The sequence below is a fragment of the Erythrobacter sp. JB2-19 genome, from assembly GCF_057365005.1.
In genome coordinates this window covers 1,190,374-1,205,584 of the sequence record NZ_CP200290.1, presented here as the reverse complement: position 1 = coordinate 1,205,584, position 15,211 = coordinate 1,190,374, and the positions used below count along the sequence as shown (strand labels likewise).

Here is a 15,211-nt window from a genome sequence, read left to right as displayed (position 1 = left end):
CCAAACTTTGATTGTGCGCTGTTTGCGCGAGATAAGGTAGGTGGTCAATTAAGACTTGATTTGGGTCTTGAAATTTTAAGGTGTCATAGTCATGTAATACACATGCTGAATTTTGCTTCTATTCTCATCGGCCTGCTCTCACTGGTCATCGTCATACCAGCCACGACCCCGTTCCTGGGTTGGGCCAATTGGCTGGCATTGCCATTGATTGTGATCGGGATTGTCGTCGGCGCGCTTTCATCCAAAGACAGCGGCCGCAATTTCTGCCTGATTGTGCTGCTGATCGCTTCTCTTCGATTGATGCTGGGCGGCGGTATTATTTAATCCTCTCGGCGGCTTAGTCCTGCGCCAGCGCCAGACGCGCGGCCTTGGCAAACAAGGTCGGCAGGCCAGCGTCTTCCAAGCGCTCAAGCGGCCACCATTCGCCTTTGCCGACTGGCGCTTGACTGCCTTCGTAACGTTCGAGCGTCAGGGTTAAGTGGGCATGCGTGAATGTATGCCGAACAGCGCCAAGGTCGCGCCAGTCGCCGCTCAACGGCGGCGCGCGATCGCCGTCATTGCGAGCGCTCCAGCCGTTGTCGGGCAGCGAACGCATTCCCCCGAGCATTCCGGTGCCTTCGCGTTTGACGAGCCAAACTTCGCGCGCATCACCATCGCCTCGCTCGATCCAATAGGCTGTGCCGATACGCTCTGGCTTGGCCTTCCTGGCTGGCTTTACCGGCAGACGTTCTGGTTCCCCGGCCCTTCGCGCGGCGCAATGATCAGCAAGTGGGCACAGCAAGCACTTTGGCACTTTCGTGGTGCACAGGCTCGATCCCAAATCCATCATCGCCTGTGCAAAATCACCTGCCCGCGTATCCGGCGTGATCTGATCCGCGCACTCGCGAATGGCCTTGCGCGCTGCTGGCAGAGGCTCAGTGATATTGAACAGGCGCGCAGCTACGCGCTCTACATTGGCATCAACCACCACGGCCCGCTTGCCAAAGGCAATCGCTGCAACCGCCGCCGCTGTGTAAGCGCCCAGCCCGGGCAATTTGAGCAGTTCCGCCTCAGTGCTGGGAAATCCACCACGCTCAACGACCTCGGCTGCGCATTTCACCAGATTGCGAGCACGGGAATAATACCCAAGTCCAGCCCATGCCGCCATGACGTCATCTTCGCTCGCGTCAGCAAGTGCCTCAACATTCGGCCAGGTCTCGGTAAACTTGGCAAAATAAGGCTTTACTGCCGCCACTGTCGTCTGCTGAAGCATCACTTCCGACAGCCAAACGCGGTATGGCCAGGCGGGATCTTTAGGCCGCGCATTACCCGGCAGATTGCGCCACGGCAGCTTGCGCGCATGCGTATCGTACCAATCCAGCAAATCGCCAGATATTTCGCCCACATTCGGGGAAGATTGATGCTTGTCGCTAGCGGTCACGCCAAGGCTATGGCAAAGGCTGAGCCAGATCGGAATGGGCATTGAGCAAAGACGCATCATCAGGCGGTGAAAAGCCGGGGAAATATCCGGCCAAAACCCCGCGCAAGACTGCGGGGCGCAAATACACGCGCAAACGCGGCATGGGTGCAAAGCCGATTGGCGAGCTGATGCCAGAAATTGGCCGCACCGCTTTTCGCCGGTTTGGCTTTGTACAAAGTTCCGTCGTCACCCGCTGGCCAGAGATTGTTGGCCCGCATCATGCCAAGGTGTGCAGTCCGGAGGCGTTACGTTTCCCGCCAGGCGAGAAAGCGGACGGCATTTTGCAATTGGTGGTTATGCCCGCCCATGCTCCGCTGATCCAGCAGGTGATCCCGGAAATTATGGAGCGCGTGAACCGATTCTTCGGATATCAGGCCGTCTCTCGCATCAAGCTGCGGCAAGGCGCGGTTAAGCCAACCCATGCCAAAGAGCCTGCGAAAGCGCCGCCATCGCTGAAGCCGATCCCGATGGAATTGGGAGACAGCCTGCGCGATATTGGCGATCCTGAACTGCGCACAGTATTGGAATCGCTCGCCCGCAGCCTCAGTGACGGCGAGAAAAATGGGAAAGACGAAAAGTGAAATTGCTTAAGACTGCTGGCCTTAGCGTAGGCTTTGCATTGGCGATGAGTGCGACAAGCACTCCAGCCACAGCGCAAGAACTGAATTCTGAGACACAGACACGATCAGGGCCGTGGCACACCGCCGCTGAACAAACGGATGATGGCCATATCATGGGCAATCCAGAGGCCGAAACGCTGCTCAGCGAATTCGTCAGCTACACTTGCGGACACTGCGCCACCTTTACAAAGCAAGGCGACCCGGTGCTCGACATCGCATTCATTTCACCAGGCAAATTGCGGTTCGAGATCCGGCCCTACATTCGCAATGCGCTGGACCTGACCATTTCTATGCTGGCCGCTTGCGGGGCTCCTGAGAAGTTCAAAGGCAACCACACGATGTTTATGCGCTCGCAAAGGGACTGGCTGCCCCGCGCCGCGGGCGCGCCTCAATCTCAGCAGGCGATCTGGGGCCGCGGAGACCGCGCAGCACGCGTGAACATGTCGAGCGCGCTTGGCCTGACCGACAAGATGATCAAACAGCGCGGCTATTCCGCGATCGAAGTCGACACTTGTCTGGCCGACGATGCGATGGCTGTGCGACTGATGCAGAACACAGCCGACGATGCCGCAGAATTTGGTATAGAAGGCACGCCGAGCTTTGCGATCGACGGTGAATTGCAAAAGGATGTGCACGAATGGCGTTCGCTGGAGCCTATTCTGACTGCGCATTTCAAGGCCATAACTAACGCTGACAAAGAGCCTGAACTGGGCGAAAGCCATTTTGACTGACAAAATTGTGTAATTTCGGGACAATTCAGGCTCTACAATGCCTCTATTGACGGCAAACCCACACATTTGTGAACAGGTGGCCCTCAGGGGACTTTTCCGCCTGTTCCCCTTCGTATACGCTTCTCGACAAGACTTAAGGACAACCAACACATGACCTCTTCCCGCCGCATTCTTGCCCTTGGCTGCGCTGCTCCATTGGCGCTGGCGCTCGCTGCCTGCAATGACACAGAAGCCAGTGACGATGTTCTGTCCGGCGAGCCGATTGCCGCGATCCCGGCGCCAGAGGGCACATCATGGACCGACACCGTCGTCGTAACCGAAGAAGGCGGCTATCAAGTCGGCAATCCTGAGGCTCCGCTGAAGCTGGTTGAATTCGCCTCACACACCTGCGGTGCCTGCGCGAGCTTCGCCGCAACCGGCGTTGTCCCGCTCAAGGAAAAATACGTCACTAGCGGTGTGGTCAGCTTTGAAATACGCAATTTGGTACGCGACCCGGTTGATCTCACCATCGCCACTCTGGTGCGCTGCGGCCAGAAAGAAAACATGATGCCGCTGGCCGACCAGGCATGGGCCTCGCTGTCCGCCATTATGGGCAATGTCCAGGGTAACAACGCCGCCTATCAGGCTGCTGGTCAAATGCCTGTGGATCAACGCTTTATCGGCATCGCAGAGGCCGCTGGCCTGATCGACTTCTTCTCTGCACGCGGCCTCAGCGCGGATCAGGCACGCACCTGCCTCGCAGATGGCGCACGGATCCAAGCCATCGCAGACACATCCGCCGCGCAATCGGAAGAACTGAACGTCAATGCCACGCCGACTTTCTTCTTGAACGGCGCCCGGGTCGAAGCCCTTAGTTGGGATCAACTTGAACCCGCGTTGCAACGCGCCGGCGCTCGTTAATCGAGCGGGATAGCCGGGGGCACGCCGCATATGCAGATCAGCAGGCTAAAGCTCAGTGGTTTTAAGAGCTTTGTTGAGCCTGCTGAATTGCGCGTCGAGCCCGGCTTAACCGGCGTTGTTGGCCCCAATGGCTGCGGCAAATCAAACCTGCTGGAGGCGATCCGCTGGGTAATGGGCGAAAACTCGCCCAAGAGCATGCGCTCTGGCGGGATGGAAGATGTGATCTTCGCGGGCACGAGCTCGCGCCCGCCGCGAGATTTCGCTGAGGTTGTTCTACATGCATCGGACGATGATAACGAAGAGCTGATCGTCACCCGCCGGATAGAACGCGGCGCAGGCAGCGCCTACCGCGTTAATGGCCGCGATGTCCGCGCAAAAGACGTCTCGCTGACCTTCGCCGATGCCGCCACCGGCGCGCACTCTCCGGCATTGGTGAGCCAGGGCAAGATCGCGCAAGTGATCGCGGCAAAGCCAACCGAGCGCAGGCAAATGCTGGAAGAGGCCGCCGGGATCGCCGGCCTGCACGTGCGGCGCAAGGACGCCGAGAGCAAGCTGCGCCAGACCGAAGCGAACCTGGCCCGGCTCGAAGATTTGATGGCGGGTCTCGACACGCAGATGGCTTCGCTGCGGCGGCAATCGAAGCAGGCCGAACGCTATAAGAAACTGACTGATCAGATACAGATCGCAGAGGCGCGTCTACTGTTCGCACGTTGGCGCGATGCCGCCGACGCAGCAAAGGAAGCTCGTGCAGCGGCTCAGGGCGCGGATGACAAGGTCGCAGCCGCGAAAGAGCAATCCAATATCGCGCAAAAGGCACAAGCAGAGGCCGCAGCAAAGTTGGCCGAGGCCCGTGATGAGCTGGCCGATCGCCGTGATGACAGCAGCGCGCATGGTCACCGCATGGCTGCTCTGGCGGAGAAGCTGGAAGCGGCGGAGCAACGGCTCGCCGACCTTGAGCGTCAGCGCGTCCGGCTAGAAGAAGATCGCGGCGATGCGGATCGGATGACCAGCGATGCTGCCGATGCTCTGGAGCGCCTGACCCGTGAAATGGCGGCAAGCGATGCTGCGCTAAAACGGGATGAAGAACTGCGCCCGGCCATGGCTGCAAAATCAGAGGATACGGAACGCGCGAGCCGAACAGCTGAGCTCGCTCTGGCCAAAGCGACTGCAGACCATGCCGGAGTCGAGGCGGAATGGCGCGTCGCAGAAGCCGCGATTGAGCAGGCGGAGACCCGGCTTGCGCGCCTGCGGAGCGAGCAGGAGCGGTTGGAACGGCAGCAGGCCGAACTGACCTCTGGGAATGATCCAGAGGCCGAAGTCGAGACGGCCAAGGCCGATGTCGCTGCAGCAGATGAGGCGCTTGCGAAGCTGCGCGAGACGCTGGAGGCCAACCAAGCCCGCAAGTCCGATCTACAGATAGCGCGCGATGATGCGGCGGCAGCGTTTGCGGCAGCGAAAGCAGAATTGGCCGGGATCGAACGCGAATATTCCGCTTTAGCGCGCGACCGCGATGCAAGAGCCAAGCGTACCAAGGACAGCGCCGGATTGCCGCAAGCGCTCGAAAAGGTTGCGGTTGAACGCGGTTATGAGCGCGCCATGGCCGCTGTGCTGGGCCGCGATTCCAAATCACCCCTTGGCTCTCCCGGAGAAGGCAAAGAAGGCAGGTTTTGGGCCGGTGGTTCCGCTCCAAAGCCAGTCAAAGACAGCCTGATCGACCACCTCACCCATTGCCCAGAAGAGCTCCGCGCGCGCCTTGCCTTGGTCCATGTTGCGGACGAAGACGATAGCCGAACGCTCAATCCCGGCGAATGGCTCGTTACAAAGGCAGGCCATTTGCGCCGCTGGGACGGATTTGTTGCGCGCGGCGAAGGCGCAGCCGAGGCAGCCAAGCTGGAGGCCGCAAACAGGCTCACTGAGCTGGAAGGCATATTGCCCGGATTGCGAGATGCCGCGGAAAACGCAGAAGGCAACGAACGCAGCGCACGCGAGGAACTGACGGCGCTGCAAACTAATCTGGTCGCTCAAGAACGCGAGATCACGGGCGCCATCGAAGAAGAACGCCATGCTCTGCGGCGTCTTGACCAAGCCGAAGCCGCCAAAGAACGGATCGCCGCGCGGCTTGCAGAATTGGCCAGCTCTCGCGCGGAACTTGGCGAGCAAACAAGCGCAGCCGAAAGCGATCTGACCGGCGCCAAGGAAAAACGCGACACCCTGCCTTCGCCCGACACTGGCCGCGCGGGTCTAGAGGCGGCTCAGGCGAAACACGAAGCGGCGCGTTCCGCAGTCCAAGCGGCGATGGCCGAGCTCGCTGCGCATGATCAGGGCCTGGCCGTAACGCGCGAACGCAACGCGGCCCAGCAGGCCGACCGTGCGAACTGGGAGGCACGCTCTGGCGAAGCCGCACGGCGGATGGCCGAGGCCGGACGGCGGCTTGAAGAGATCGAGCAAGAACGCAAAGTCTTCGCAGACAAGCCCGCATCTCTAATCGAAGAGATTGAGCAAGGTGATGCGCTGCGCACCCGGCTGGGCGAGGAATTGGCGGTGGCCGAGGCGGCGCTGGCAGAATGTCAGGCGGCGATGTCCACTTGCGACAACGCACTGGCAGAAGCAGGCGAAGCGCTGACGGTGGCGCGCGAAGGCCGCGCCACTCTGGCAGCGCGGGCGGAAAGCCAAGAGGCACGGCGCGGCGAAATGGCCCGGATCTCTGGCGAACGGTTCCAATGCCCGCCGCCGATGCTGGCCGAACGGTTTGAATTTGAAGCGCAAACCGTGCTCGATGCGACCGCTGAGGGTAATGAGATGGAACGCCTCAGCGCCAGCCGTGAACGCATTGGCCCGGTCAATCTGGTAGCCGCCGAAGAGCTGGAAAAGCTCGAAGCCGAGCATGGCAGCAGCGCCAACGAACAAGCGGAACTGACCGAGGCGGTAAACCGCCTGCGCGGATCGATCGGCAATCTCAACCGCGAGGGGCGAGAGCGACTGCGCACCGCATTTGAAGAGGTCGACGGGCATTTCCGCGAGCTGTTCACCCGCCTGTTTGAAGGCGGTCAGGCGCATTTGGCTCTGATCGATAGCGACGATCCGCTGGAGGCCGGCCTGGAGATCTACGCGCAGCCACCAGGCAAGCGCTTGCAATCCTTATCACTGCTGTCTGGGGGGAACAGGCGCTGACCGCAACGGCACTGATCTTCGCTCTGTTCCTGACGAATCCAGCGCCGATCTGCGTGCTCGACGAGGTCGATGCGCCGCTGGACGATGCGAATATTGAGCGCTTCTGCGACTTGCTCGATTCGATGGTTCAAAACACGCAAACGCGCTATCTGATCGTTACTCACAATGCCGTGACGATGAGCCGGATGCATCGCCTGTTCGGTGTGACGATGGCGGAAAAAGGCGTCTCACGCCTAGTCAGCGTAGATCTGGGTGAAGCGGCTCTGATGGTCGCGGAGTAACTGGAGCAGATTTGAGCGCGCGGGCTAGCGCTGCAACACTTCAATCAATGACTAAGCTTCGATGGCTGTCGCAAGGCGCGCGCGGATCGATTTCAGCTTGGCAATTGCTTCGCTGAAATCCTTAGCAGGAGCGGCCGCAGCCCTGCTGCCGCCTTCGCTGCTATCGTCACCATCGGCGCGGCGATCCCCAACCCGGCGATCAAGGCCGCGCCGATCTCCACCAGCGCTGTTACTCGCTCGCAAGGCCGCCTGTGCGCCTTTCAGCGTGTAACCTTCTTCATTGACGAGCTGATTGATCTTCTCAACCAATTCAACGTCTTCAGGTCGATAATAACGCCGACCGCCGCTGCGTTTCAGGGGTTTGAGAGCTGTAAATTGCTGCTCCCAATAACGCAGCACGTGAGGCTTGATGCCCAATCCATCACTGACCTCGCCGATAGTCCGAAGCGCACTTTCGTCCTTGCCATCGTCAAAGTCAGTCATCGATTATACACCCTTTGCGATTTGCTCTTTCAGCAATTGGCTGGCGCGGAAGGTCATTACGCGGCGCGGCGTAATCGGCACTTCAACACCGGTCTTGGGATTGCGGCCAATCCGTTCGCGCTTGTCACGCAGAACAAAACTGCCAAAGCCAGAAATCTTCACATTCTCACCATCGGCAAGAGCACCGCACATCTTGTCGAGAATTGCCTCAACCATGTCGAGCGATTCGGACCGGCTAAAGCCCATACGGCGGTTAATCGTTTCGGCCAGATCGGCGCGGGTAAGAGTGCCCACAGAACGCATCATGCAAATCCTCCTTGTAGGTGCGACCACAAAGCGTAGCCTATCGTAGAGTTATCGCGCAATTTTCGCAACTTGGTGGTGAGTATTGCTGCAAAATTGTGCACATTGTCTAAATGTCGAATGCCGGAATGACTAAATCCGGATCAGGCTAGCGCCCCAAGTGAAGCCGCCGCCCATCGCCTCTAACATGACCAAATCGCCTGTCTTGATCCGGCCGTCGCGGCGCGCAGTATCCAGCGCGAGTGGGACCGAAGCGGCAGACGTATTCGCGTGCTGATCAACCGTCACCACGATCTTTTCAGCCGGCAGGCCAAGCTTGCGCGCGGTTGCATCAAGGATTCGAGCGTTGGCCTGATGCGGGACAACCCAATCGATATCGTCAGCCGAAATACCCGCATCTTCAATCACCTCATGCAAAACATTGGCCAGATTGACGACCGCGTGGCGGAACACCTCGCGGCCCTTCATACGCAAATGCCCAACAGTCTGCGTCGTTGACGGCCCGCCATCAACATACAGCAAATCATGCTGCGCGCCGTCCGCATGTAAGCGCGTGGAAATGATGCCAGCCGCATCATCTTTATCGCTGGAGTTTGCATCATCGCGCTCAATAACGATTGCGCCCGCCCCATCGCCAAATAGCACGCAGGTGGTGCGATCTTCCCAATCCAGAATTCGGCTGAATGTCTCCGCCCCAATCACCAGAGCCCGCTTCGCCATGCCCGATTGCAGCATCGAATCGGCAGTCGCGAGTGCATAGAGAAAGCCGGAGCAGACCGCCGCGACATCAAAGGCGATGCAGCCATTACAGCCCAGCGCATGCTGAACCTTGGTCGCGGTTGCGGGAAATGTATTGTCCGGCGTGGCCGTGGCCAACACGATCAGATCGATCTCGCTCGCCTGCATGCCAGCATCATCAAGCGCGGCACGCGCCGCTGCAATCGCCAAAGTTGAGGTCGTTTCGTAGTCCGACGCGATGTAGCGCTGGCGAATGCCGGTGCGCTCAACAATCCATTCATCGCTGGTGTCTACGCGCGCGGCAAGCTCTGCATTGGTGACCACGTTCGCCGGCAATGCCGAGCCCGTGCCGCGCAGGCGGGAACGCGTCACGCAGGGGCCTCGCTATCGGGTTTTACCGCCTTCGCGGTGCCAGTACCGTTTTCTTTGAGCGCATCCTCGCCGAGCTCTGCCAAACCTTGCGAAATACGCTGTGTCAGGTTGTTCTTAAGCAGGCTGGCGGTCACTGCGACGGCATTGGCAACGCCAGCTGCATTCGCGCTGCCATGGCTTTTCACGACAACGCCATTCAGGCCCAGAAATACCGCGCCATTGTGGTTGTTCGGGTCGAGATGATGCCGCAGCAGCTCCGTCGCGGGGCGCGAAACCAGAAAGCCGATCTTGGAGCGCAGCGAGCTGGTGAATGCATTGCGTAGCAGGTCGGTGACGAAGCGAGCAGAGCCTTCGATCGCTTTCAAGGCGATGTTGCCAGAGAAGCCATCGGTCACGACAACATGGGTCTCGCCGCGATTGATCTTGTCGGATTCGACAAACCCGTCAAACTGCAGCGCGAGCCCGCCGTCGCTGGCCTCGCTCGCTTCTTGCAAGCGGGCGGCCGCATCGCGCAAAGCGTCCGTGCCTTTAATTTCCTCAGTGCCGATATTGAGTAGGCGGACTCTAGGCCGTTCAAAGCCGTTGACGATCCGCGAATAGGCCGCGCCCATCACCGCATATTGCACCAGATTGCGAGCGTTCGCCTCTGTGTTTGCGCCGAGGTCGAGCATCACGACGTCGTGTTCTTCAAGTGTCGGAAGCAGAGCCGCCAGAGCGGGTCGTCCAATGCCCGGCATGGTGCGCAGGGCAAGCTTGCTCATCGCCATCAAAGCGCCGGTATTGCCTGCGCTGACAGCGGCGCCAGCGTCGCCAGCTTTCACGGCATTGACTGCCAGGCCCATACTCGTGGTCTTTGCGCGGCGAATCGCGCGGCTGGGCAATTCATCCCCGCCGATCACATCTTCGCAGTGCAGTATTTCAGACGCGCCGCGCAAAGCCGGGTGCGCCTCTAGCGCGGATTCGATCCGCGCCTGGTCACCAACCAGCAAGAATTGAAAATCTTCATGACGGCGGCGTGCCAGCGCAGCGCCTTCAACCATTACGCGCACGCCTTCATCGCCGCCCATCGCATCAATAGCGATACGCGGCAGGCTCATGGCTGGTTCTCCGTCAAAGTCACTGCCGCCTTAAACGACTGCGACAACCTCACGCCCGTTATAGAATCCGCAATGCGGACACAGGTTGTGAGGACGCTTCAGCTCCCCACAATTGTTGCATTCGTGATGCGCTTCTACTTTCAGCGAATCGTGTGCGCGGCGATTGCCGCGGCGATGTGGGGATACTTTTCTCTTAGGGACAGCCATTCCGGCACCTGTTTCTCAAATAAACTGTGTCTTTGCGCAGTGTTACGCATCAATGTGATGATCCCTTAGGGTAAGCCATCGTGCCGCACAAGTTTTCCCTCGTACGAAAATCCAAGCCAGTACCGCCGGGCAAGCCGCGCGCTATAGCGTAAAAATCGCACGTTGCAAGCCGCTCTTGACCCGCCTAGCACACGGATAACAGGTTTTGAGGGAACTATTTATGATTACGCTTCCGGTAACTCTGGCCGCCGCGGCTGCGGCGGCAATCTTGAACATCTGGCTATCAATACGGATCGGGCAAGTGCGAAACGCAACGCAGGTTTTTGTTGGCGATGGCGGAAATGAACAAGTCCAGCGTCGGATGCGCGCGCAGTTAAACTTTGTCGAAAACACAGCCTTCGTGTTGATCCTGATCGCCGCGATTGAGCTTTCCGGCAGAGGCGGAACATGGCTCGCCTATGTTGCTGGTATTTATATGCTTGGCCGGGTGGCGCACGGGTTTGGCATGGATGGCGGCAGCTTGGCCAAAGGCCGGTTTGTCGGCACGATCATCACACTGCTCACGCAGCTGGGATTGGCGGTCGCCGCAACGCTTGTTGTGCTGCGGATGATCTAAAGGCTGCGCGCCTAGGACAGGATGTAATCGCTCACGAACTGGTTCGTCTTGCGCTCCTGGCCAAAGGTGCTAGTCGGGCCGTGCCCAGGAATGAACATAACATCCTCACCCAATGGCCACAGGCGCTGGGTAATCGCATCGATCAGGTCCTGGTGATTGCCACGCGGGAAATCGGTCCGCCCAATTGAACCCTGGAACAGCACATCGCCGACAATCGCAAACCGGCTCGACTCGTGGAAGAACACCACATGACCGGGCGTGTGGCCGGGACAATGGATCACATCCAATGTCAGTTCGCCCACGGTCACTGTGTCACCGTGCTCCAGCCAGCGGGTCGGCTCAAAGCTTTTGGCCTCCATGCCGTAGCGCGCGCCGTCATTGTCGAGCTGCTCAATCCAGAACAAATCATCCTTGTGCGGCCCTTCGATCGGAAGTCCGAGCTCCTCAGCCAGCATACCAGCCTGCCCGCAATGATCGAGATGCCCGTGGGTAATCAGGATTTTCTCCAGCGTCACACCAGCTTTAGCCACTCCGTCTTTCAGCTTGTGCAGATCGCCGCCTGGATCAATCAAGGCCGCGCGCATCGTCTTTGTGCACCAGATCAGCGAGCAGTTTTGCTGCAACGGCGTCACCGGAATAATCGCGGCTTTCATAGGTAGAGTTTTGGGCTGTTCGGTCATGGCTCAAGATGTGGCGGTGTGCACTCAAGATTGCAAGCGGGCACCTGCGTCGCGCGCGCAGCCCCTAGCCGCTGGGGAAGCACTTTATATCGCTTTGAGCGATTTGTCTGATAACGTGAACCGATGCCCACCTTACCGACATTCCTCGCTCAACTGCCCTACACCATCCATACGAACCGGGAATTGGGCCTGATGCTTGCCGGAAAGAAACCTCTGGCACATTTTTCTGACGCGAAGGACCTCTTCCCTCCCGTTGTTCAACGGTATCTGAGACTATTTGATCGGCATGTTGCGTCAGGCCGACTGGTGAGGAGAGATCATGTCATACCACCTGATGAGGATAGAAATTATCATCTGCATCGCATTTTGTTTGCCTTGCCGGAAGAGGAGTGGCGCATCGACGCGATGATTGAGCTAATGTCTGGCCACGGATGGGATATTGAGAAGGAACGTCGTGAAGGCGAACTATTGGGCTATGACGACTGGATGAATGATCACTATCTAGCTTCCAAATATCCTGACGGGAAAAGATCCGTATTCGCACAGCCTGACTCCTAAATCCGGCCGCCTTTCCAAACCACGCGTCCGATAATCTCGCATTCCTCCGCCGCCACATCGATCGGCGGGTAGGCGAGGTTTTGTGAGATCAGTGCGAGCCGCCCTGGCCCGGCGCTGGCGACGCGTTTCACCATCAGATTGTCGCCGAGCCGCACGACATGCACACCGTCTCTAAAAGGACGCTCAGCACGGTCGACCAGGATCTCGTCACCATCATGCAGCAGCGGCTCCATCGAATCGCCGGTCACCGTAATCGCGGAGAGCTTGGCCCCTTCGAGCCCTTGCTCGGTGAGCCAGCGGCGCGAGAATTGGAACGCATCATAGGGCTCTTCTGAATCGGGCAAAGTACCCGCCCCGGCAGAGGCCCCGATATCAAGCCGCGGCACATCAACCCACACCTTTGCACTCCTACTCCGGTCCAATTGTGCTGCTGCAGGCGAACCGTAGGAATTTTCCTTCGAATCACCAGGCAAAGCACCCAGTTCTGTCTCAGCAATACCGAAAAACTGCGCCAGAACGCGGCGGTCATTTTCTTCAAGCTTCTTAGGCGAGCCCTTGGTGATGAATTGTTGAAGGTAACTCGCGTTACGCCCGAGCATTTTCGACAGATTCGCAAGGCTCGCGCTCCGCTCCTTTGACAAGTTCTGCAGGCGCTGACGCGGGTCGATCGGGATGTTCTTTTCTGAGTTCCTCATTTTTCCTTCCTACACACAAGATTTTTCCTAGACAAGTAGGAAATCAAGTGGAACATTTAATGAACATTGAGCGATTCGAGACAGGATGATTCGCTCTTTCAAAATCAGATGAAGGGGAAATCACATGCTGATCAGAGTGATCGAAAAGTTCCTGAGGGACCACGATATGCCAGCTACGAAATTTGGGCGGCTCGCCGCGCATGACCCGCGCTTTGTGCTCGATTTGCGGATGGGGCGCACGCCGCGCGCCGCCACGGAGGCGCGCACCCGCCAATGGATGTCGGACTATGTCGGAACGGTAACCAGCTCGGAAGAAGCTGTGGCAGAATTCAAGGCAATACCCGGCAGTTTCCGGCCCGGCGACGGTCTAGCCCCAACCTATCGCGCCGGAACATTCGGCATGAAACTCGCTCAAAACCTCAGCCAGGATATCGTCCATGCTTATTGAAACCAAATCCGCCGATAGCGGCGACATTGATGTTCCTACGGACATGATCGACACTCCGCCTGCCACGCAGAGCGCGCGGGCAGCCTGGCGAGCACGGCGTTACCGCCCCCGGCGCACAACCAGCGACCGAGTGCGCGAGGCATTGCTAACGCTCGCCGGCGGGCGCGGCAATCTATTGACGCATGAGGAGAAACCCTGGGCGTCAATCACCTTCTCAGGCTCCCGCCACGAATTGGTGCTGGAATTTGACGGAATCGCCGACTGCAAGGCCGGGGAAGAGTTCATTGCCGCCCTGCCCGAACACGAGTTTCACATTCCCAGCCAGCTCGTCGCCGATGCGACAATTTCTAGCGTTGAGAGCAATTATACGCCAGAGCCGCACATGCAGGTAACGGCGGTGCTGTTACTGCTGGAGGAAGTGTGAGCGCACGCTGCACTTACACCCCGTTGAACACCACCATCTTTTCCTGCGTCATTTCGTGCATGGTGAAGGGAATGCCGCCAACGCCGTGACCCGAATGTTTTTGCCCGGCAAACGGCATCCAATCGACCCGGAAGGCCGAATGATCGTTCACCATCACCGCCGATGCGTTGACTTCACGATAGGCCTTCATTGCCGGGGCGAGCTCTTGCGTGAAGATTGCTGCCTGGAATGACACGTCAAGCGAATTGGCCTGCGCTATCGCGGTGTCCATATCATCATAACTGTACAGGCAAACCGCCGGACCAAAGACTTCCTGTTGTGAAATGGTCGCATCAGCGGGCGGATTGAGCAGCACGGTCGGCGCATAGGTCGTCTCGCCCAGCCGCTCCCCACCACACAGGATCTGCGCGCCGCCATCACGGGCTTCATCCACCCATGCTGCCACCCGATCGACCTCGTCCGGCCGGATCAGCGGTCCGGCCTCGACGTCTTCATGGATCGCATTGCCCACCGTCAGTTGTTTAACTTTGGCAGTGAAGGCATCGGCGAAGTCTCCGATCACTGATGAATGCACAAACGCGCGCTGAACCGAGACACAAACCTGGCCCGAATGGTAAAATCCACCTTTGACCATGCTGGGAACAGCCAGATCGAGATCGGCAGTGGCATCAACCATCACCGGTGCAACCCCGCCATGCTCAAGCGCGCAGCGCACACCGGGTGCAAGTTTTGATCGCAGCATCCAGCCAACCTTGCCTGAACCGATAAAGGTGAAGAACGCAACACGGCGGTCAGTTACCAGTTTTTCGGCCTCATCCCGGCCGACCATGGTCGCTCTGCACCATTCGGGCGGCAGACCCGCTTCGTGCAGGATCGATACGAACTCAAAGCAGGACAAAGGCGTATCGCCGGCCGGTTTTACAATGACCGGACAGCCAGTGGCGACCGCCGGTGCCACCTGATGCACGATCAGATTGAGTGGGTGGTTGAAGGCTGAAACCGCAACCACGGGGCCAATCGGCTCACGCGTGGTAAAGGCCAGCTTGCCCACGCTGGACGCGGTCAGTCCCATTGGGATTTCGGTGCCGCGCAAGGCCGCCATTTCGTGAATGGCGATTTCCATACCGTTGATCGCACGGTCGACTTCGACGCGGGCATCGATCAGCGGCTTGCCGCCTTCATTCGCGATCTGGAAAGCGAGGTGATCCTTGCGCTCTTCCATGATCTTGGCCGCTCGCTTCAAGATATCGGCGCGCTCATGCGCAGGCAGCCAGCGCGAACGATCGCGATACAGGTCACTGGCGGTCTGCAGATACCCATCGACCGTGGACCAATCATCCACTGGAACATTGCCGATTACCGACAGATCGAACGGGTTTACAACTTCGGGCATAGCTTTCCCCTAAATACGATGTGTGGCGGGCGTGC

17 protein-coding genes and 1 pseudogene are annotated in these 15,211 nt (G+C 58.8%); 9 read left to right on the top strand and 9 right to left on the bottom strand.

Annotation, left to right across the window (positions count from 1 at the left end; all coding sequences use genetic code 11):
* The first annotated feature begins 102 nt into the window (after positions 1 to 102).
* Positions 103 to 324 (top strand): hypothetical protein, encoded by a 222-nt coding sequence (locus AC0V6O_RS05785; protein ID WP_486142322.1) that lies wholly within the window; start codon positions 103 to 105, stop codon positions 322 to 324.
* A gap of 13 nt (positions 325 to 337) precedes the next feature.
* On the opposite strand, the gene AC0V6O_RS05780 is transcribed toward AC0V6O_RS05785, so the two are convergent.
* The gene (locus tag AC0V6O_RS05780; protein WP_486142320.1) at positions 338 to 1,420 is read right to left on the bottom strand and encodes an A/G-specific adenine glycosylase; all 1,083 of its coding nucleotides are present in this window, start codon (positions 1,418 to 1,420) and stop codon (positions 338 to 340) included.
* Positions 1,421 to 1,461: 41 nt separating this feature from the next.
* Between AC0V6O_RS05780 and AC0V6O_RS05775 the strand changes: the two genes are divergently transcribed.
* From AC0V6O_RS05775 to AC0V6O_RS05760, 4 genes and pseudogenes are all read left to right on the top strand, one after another.
* On the top strand, positions 1,462 to 2,040 hold the full coding sequence (locus tag AC0V6O_RS05775; RefSeq protein WP_486142318.1) for a DUF721 domain-containing protein: 579 nt from the start codon (positions 1,462 to 1,464) through the stop codon (positions 2,038 to 2,040).
* A gap of 44 nt (positions 2,041 to 2,084) precedes the next feature.
* On the top strand, positions 2,085 to 2,810 hold the full coding sequence (locus AC0V6O_RS05770) for a DsbA family protein (protein WP_486142316.1): 726 nt from the start codon (positions 2,085 to 2,087) through the stop codon (positions 2,808 to 2,810).
* A 150-nt stretch (positions 2,811 to 2,960) separates the two neighbouring features.
* Positions 2,961 to 3,710 carry a DsbA family protein gene (locus AC0V6O_RS05765; RefSeq protein ID WP_486142314.1) on the top strand — a complete coding sequence of 250 codons (750 nt, stop codon included), beginning with the start codon at positions 2,961 to 2,963 and terminating at the stop codon, positions 3,708 to 3,710.
* Between the two features lie 30 nt (positions 3,711 to 3,740).
* Positions 3,741 to 7,162: pseudogene (locus tag AC0V6O_RS05760) on the top strand (chromosome segregation SMC family protein).
* Positions 7,163 to 7,213: 51 nt separating this feature from the next.
* Here the strand turns inward: AC0V6O_RS05760 and AC0V6O_RS05755 are convergent.
* From AC0V6O_RS05755 to rpmF, 5 genes are all read right to left on the bottom strand, one after another.
* On the bottom strand, positions 7,214 to 7,645 hold the full coding sequence (locus tag AC0V6O_RS05755) for a MerR family transcriptional regulator (protein WP_486142312.1): 432 nt from the start codon (positions 7,643 to 7,645) through the stop codon (positions 7,214 to 7,216).
* 3 nt (positions 7,646 to 7,648) lie between these two features.
* Positions 7,649 to 7,951 (bottom strand): integration host factor subunit alpha, encoded by a 303-nt coding sequence (locus AC0V6O_RS05750; protein ID WP_486142310.1) that lies wholly within the window; start codon positions 7,949 to 7,951, stop codon positions 7,649 to 7,651.
* Positions 7,952 to 8,080: 129 nt separating this feature from the next.
* Entirely contained in the window at positions 8,081 to 9,058 is a 978-nt protein-coding gene (locus AC0V6O_RS05745) for a beta-ketoacyl-ACP synthase III (RefSeq protein ID WP_486142308.1), read from the bottom strand.
* Positions 9,055 to 10,155 carry a phosphate acyltransferase PlsX gene (gene plsX / locus AC0V6O_RS05740; protein WP_486142306.1) on the bottom strand — a complete coding sequence of 367 codons (1,101 nt, stop codon included), beginning with the start codon at positions 10,153 to 10,155 and terminating at the stop codon, positions 9,055 to 9,057. The genes AC0V6O_RS05745 and plsX overlap by 4 nt, the downstream gene beginning before the upstream one ends.
* A 30-nt stretch (positions 10,156 to 10,185) precedes the next feature.
* The gene (rpmF, locus tag AC0V6O_RS05735; RefSeq protein ID WP_472638385.1) at positions 10,186 to 10,362 is read right to left on the bottom strand and encodes a 50S ribosomal protein L32; all 177 of its coding nucleotides are present in this window, start codon (positions 10,360 to 10,362) and stop codon (positions 10,186 to 10,188) included.
* Between the two features lie 220 nt (positions 10,363 to 10,582).
* Here rpmF and AC0V6O_RS05730 point away from each other — a divergent pair, with 220 nt between their 5' ends.
* Entirely contained in the window at positions 10,583 to 10,978 is a 396-nt protein-coding gene (locus tag AC0V6O_RS05730) for an MAPEG family protein (protein ID WP_486142304.1), read from the top strand.
* An 11-nt stretch (positions 10,979 to 10,989) separates the two neighbouring features.
* Here the strand turns inward: AC0V6O_RS05730 and AC0V6O_RS05725 are convergent, their stop codons facing one another.
* The gene (locus AC0V6O_RS05725; protein ID WP_486145525.1) at positions 10,990 to 11,631 is read right to left on the bottom strand and encodes an MBL fold metallo-hydrolase; all 642 of its coding nucleotides are present in this window, start codon (positions 11,629 to 11,631) and stop codon (positions 10,990 to 10,992) included.
* A gap of 150 nt (positions 11,632 to 11,781) precedes the next feature.
* Between AC0V6O_RS05725 and AC0V6O_RS05720 the strand changes: the two genes are divergently transcribed.
* Positions 11,782 to 12,216 (top strand): hypothetical protein, encoded by a 435-nt coding sequence (locus AC0V6O_RS05720; protein ID WP_486142302.1) that lies wholly within the window; start codon positions 11,782 to 11,784, stop codon positions 12,214 to 12,216.
* Here AC0V6O_RS05720 and AC0V6O_RS05715 read toward each other — a convergent pair.
* Positions 12,213 to 12,911, bottom strand: a complete 699-nt coding sequence (locus AC0V6O_RS05715; protein WP_486142300.1) for a S24 family peptidase — start codon at positions 12,909 to 12,911, stop codon at positions 12,213 to 12,215. The two genes, AC0V6O_RS05720 and AC0V6O_RS05715, sit on opposite strands and share 4 nt — an antisense overlap.
* A gap of 166 nt (positions 12,912 to 13,077) precedes the next feature.
* On the opposite strand from AC0V6O_RS05715, the gene AC0V6O_RS05710 reads away from it, so the two are divergent.
* Both AC0V6O_RS05710 and AC0V6O_RS05705 read left to right on the top strand, forming a co-directional pair.
* Positions 13,078 to 13,359, top strand: coding sequence for a hypothetical protein (locus AC0V6O_RS05710; protein WP_486142298.1), 282 nt, complete (start codon positions 13,078 to 13,080; stop codon positions 13,357 to 13,359).
* Positions 13,349 to 13,783, top strand: a complete 435-nt coding sequence (locus AC0V6O_RS05705; RefSeq protein ID WP_486142296.1) for a hypothetical protein — start codon at positions 13,349 to 13,351, stop codon at positions 13,781 to 13,783. Before AC0V6O_RS05710 ends, AC0V6O_RS05705 begins: the two co-directional genes overlap by 11 nt.
* A gap of 13 nt (positions 13,784 to 13,796) precedes the next feature.
* Here AC0V6O_RS05705 and AC0V6O_RS05700 read toward each other — a convergent pair whose 3' ends face one another.
* Positions 13,797 to 15,176, bottom strand: a complete 1,380-nt coding sequence (locus AC0V6O_RS05700) for an aldehyde dehydrogenase family protein (RefSeq protein WP_486142294.1) — start codon at positions 15,174 to 15,176, stop codon at positions 13,797 to 13,799.
* Between the last annotated feature and the right edge of the window lie 35 nt (positions 15,177 to 15,211).

What these genes read in the sequence shown, in the direction of transcription:
- AC0V6O_RS05785 (WP_486142322.1), top strand. Translation starts at nt 103, where the DNA reads ATGCTGAATTTTGCTTCTATTCTCATCGGCCTGCTCTCACTGGTCATC.
- AC0V6O_RS05770 (WP_486142316.1), top strand. Translation starts at nt 2,085, where the DNA reads ATGAGTGCGACAAGCACTCCAGCCACAGCGCAAGAACTGAATTCTGAG.
- AC0V6O_RS05700 (WP_486142294.1), bottom strand. Translation starts at nt 15,176, where the DNA reads ATGCCCGAAGTTGTAAACCCGTTCGATCTGTCGGTAATCGGCAATGTT.
- AC0V6O_RS05725 (WP_486145525.1), bottom strand. Translation starts at nt 11,631, where the DNA reads ATGAAAGCCGCGATTATTCCGGTGACGCCGTTGCAGCAAAACTGCTCG.
- AC0V6O_RS05720 (WP_486142302.1), top strand. Translation starts at nt 11,782, where the DNA reads ATGCCCACCTTACCGACATTCCTCGCTCAACTGCCCTACACCATCCAT.
- AC0V6O_RS05705 (WP_486142296.1), top strand. Translation starts at nt 13,349, where the DNA reads ATGCTTATTGAAACCAAATCCGCCGATAGCGGCGACATTGATGTTCCT.
- AC0V6O_RS05755 (WP_486142312.1), bottom strand. Translation starts at nt 7,645, where the DNA reads ATGACTGACTTTGACGATGGCAAGGACGAAAGTGCGCTTCGGACTATC.
- AC0V6O_RS05730 (WP_486142304.1), top strand. Translation starts at nt 10,583, where the DNA reads ATGATTACGCTTCCGGTAACTCTGGCCGCCGCGGCTGCGGCGGCAATC.
- AC0V6O_RS05750 (WP_486142310.1), bottom strand. Translation starts at nt 7,951, where the DNA reads ATGATGCGTTCTGTGGGCACTCTTACCCGCGCCGATCTGGCCGAAACG.
- rpmF (WP_472638385.1), bottom strand. Translation starts at nt 10,362, where the DNA reads ATGGCTGTCCCTAAGAGAAAAGTATCCCCACATCGCCGCGGCAATCGC.
- AC0V6O_RS05715 (WP_486142300.1), bottom strand. Translation starts at nt 12,911, where the DNA reads ATGAGGAACTCAGAAAAGAACATCCCGATCGACCCGCGTCAGCGCCTG.
- plsX (WP_486142306.1), bottom strand. Translation starts at nt 10,155, where the DNA reads ATGAGCCTGCCGCGTATCGCTATTGATGCGATGGGCGGCGATGAAGGC.
- AC0V6O_RS05710 (WP_486142298.1), top strand. Translation starts at nt 13,078, where the DNA reads ATGCCAGCTACGAAATTTGGGCGGCTCGCCGCGCATGACCCGCGCTTT.
- AC0V6O_RS05765 (WP_486142314.1), top strand. Translation starts at nt 2,961, where the DNA reads ATGACCTCTTCCCGCCGCATTCTTGCCCTTGGCTGCGCTGCTCCATTG.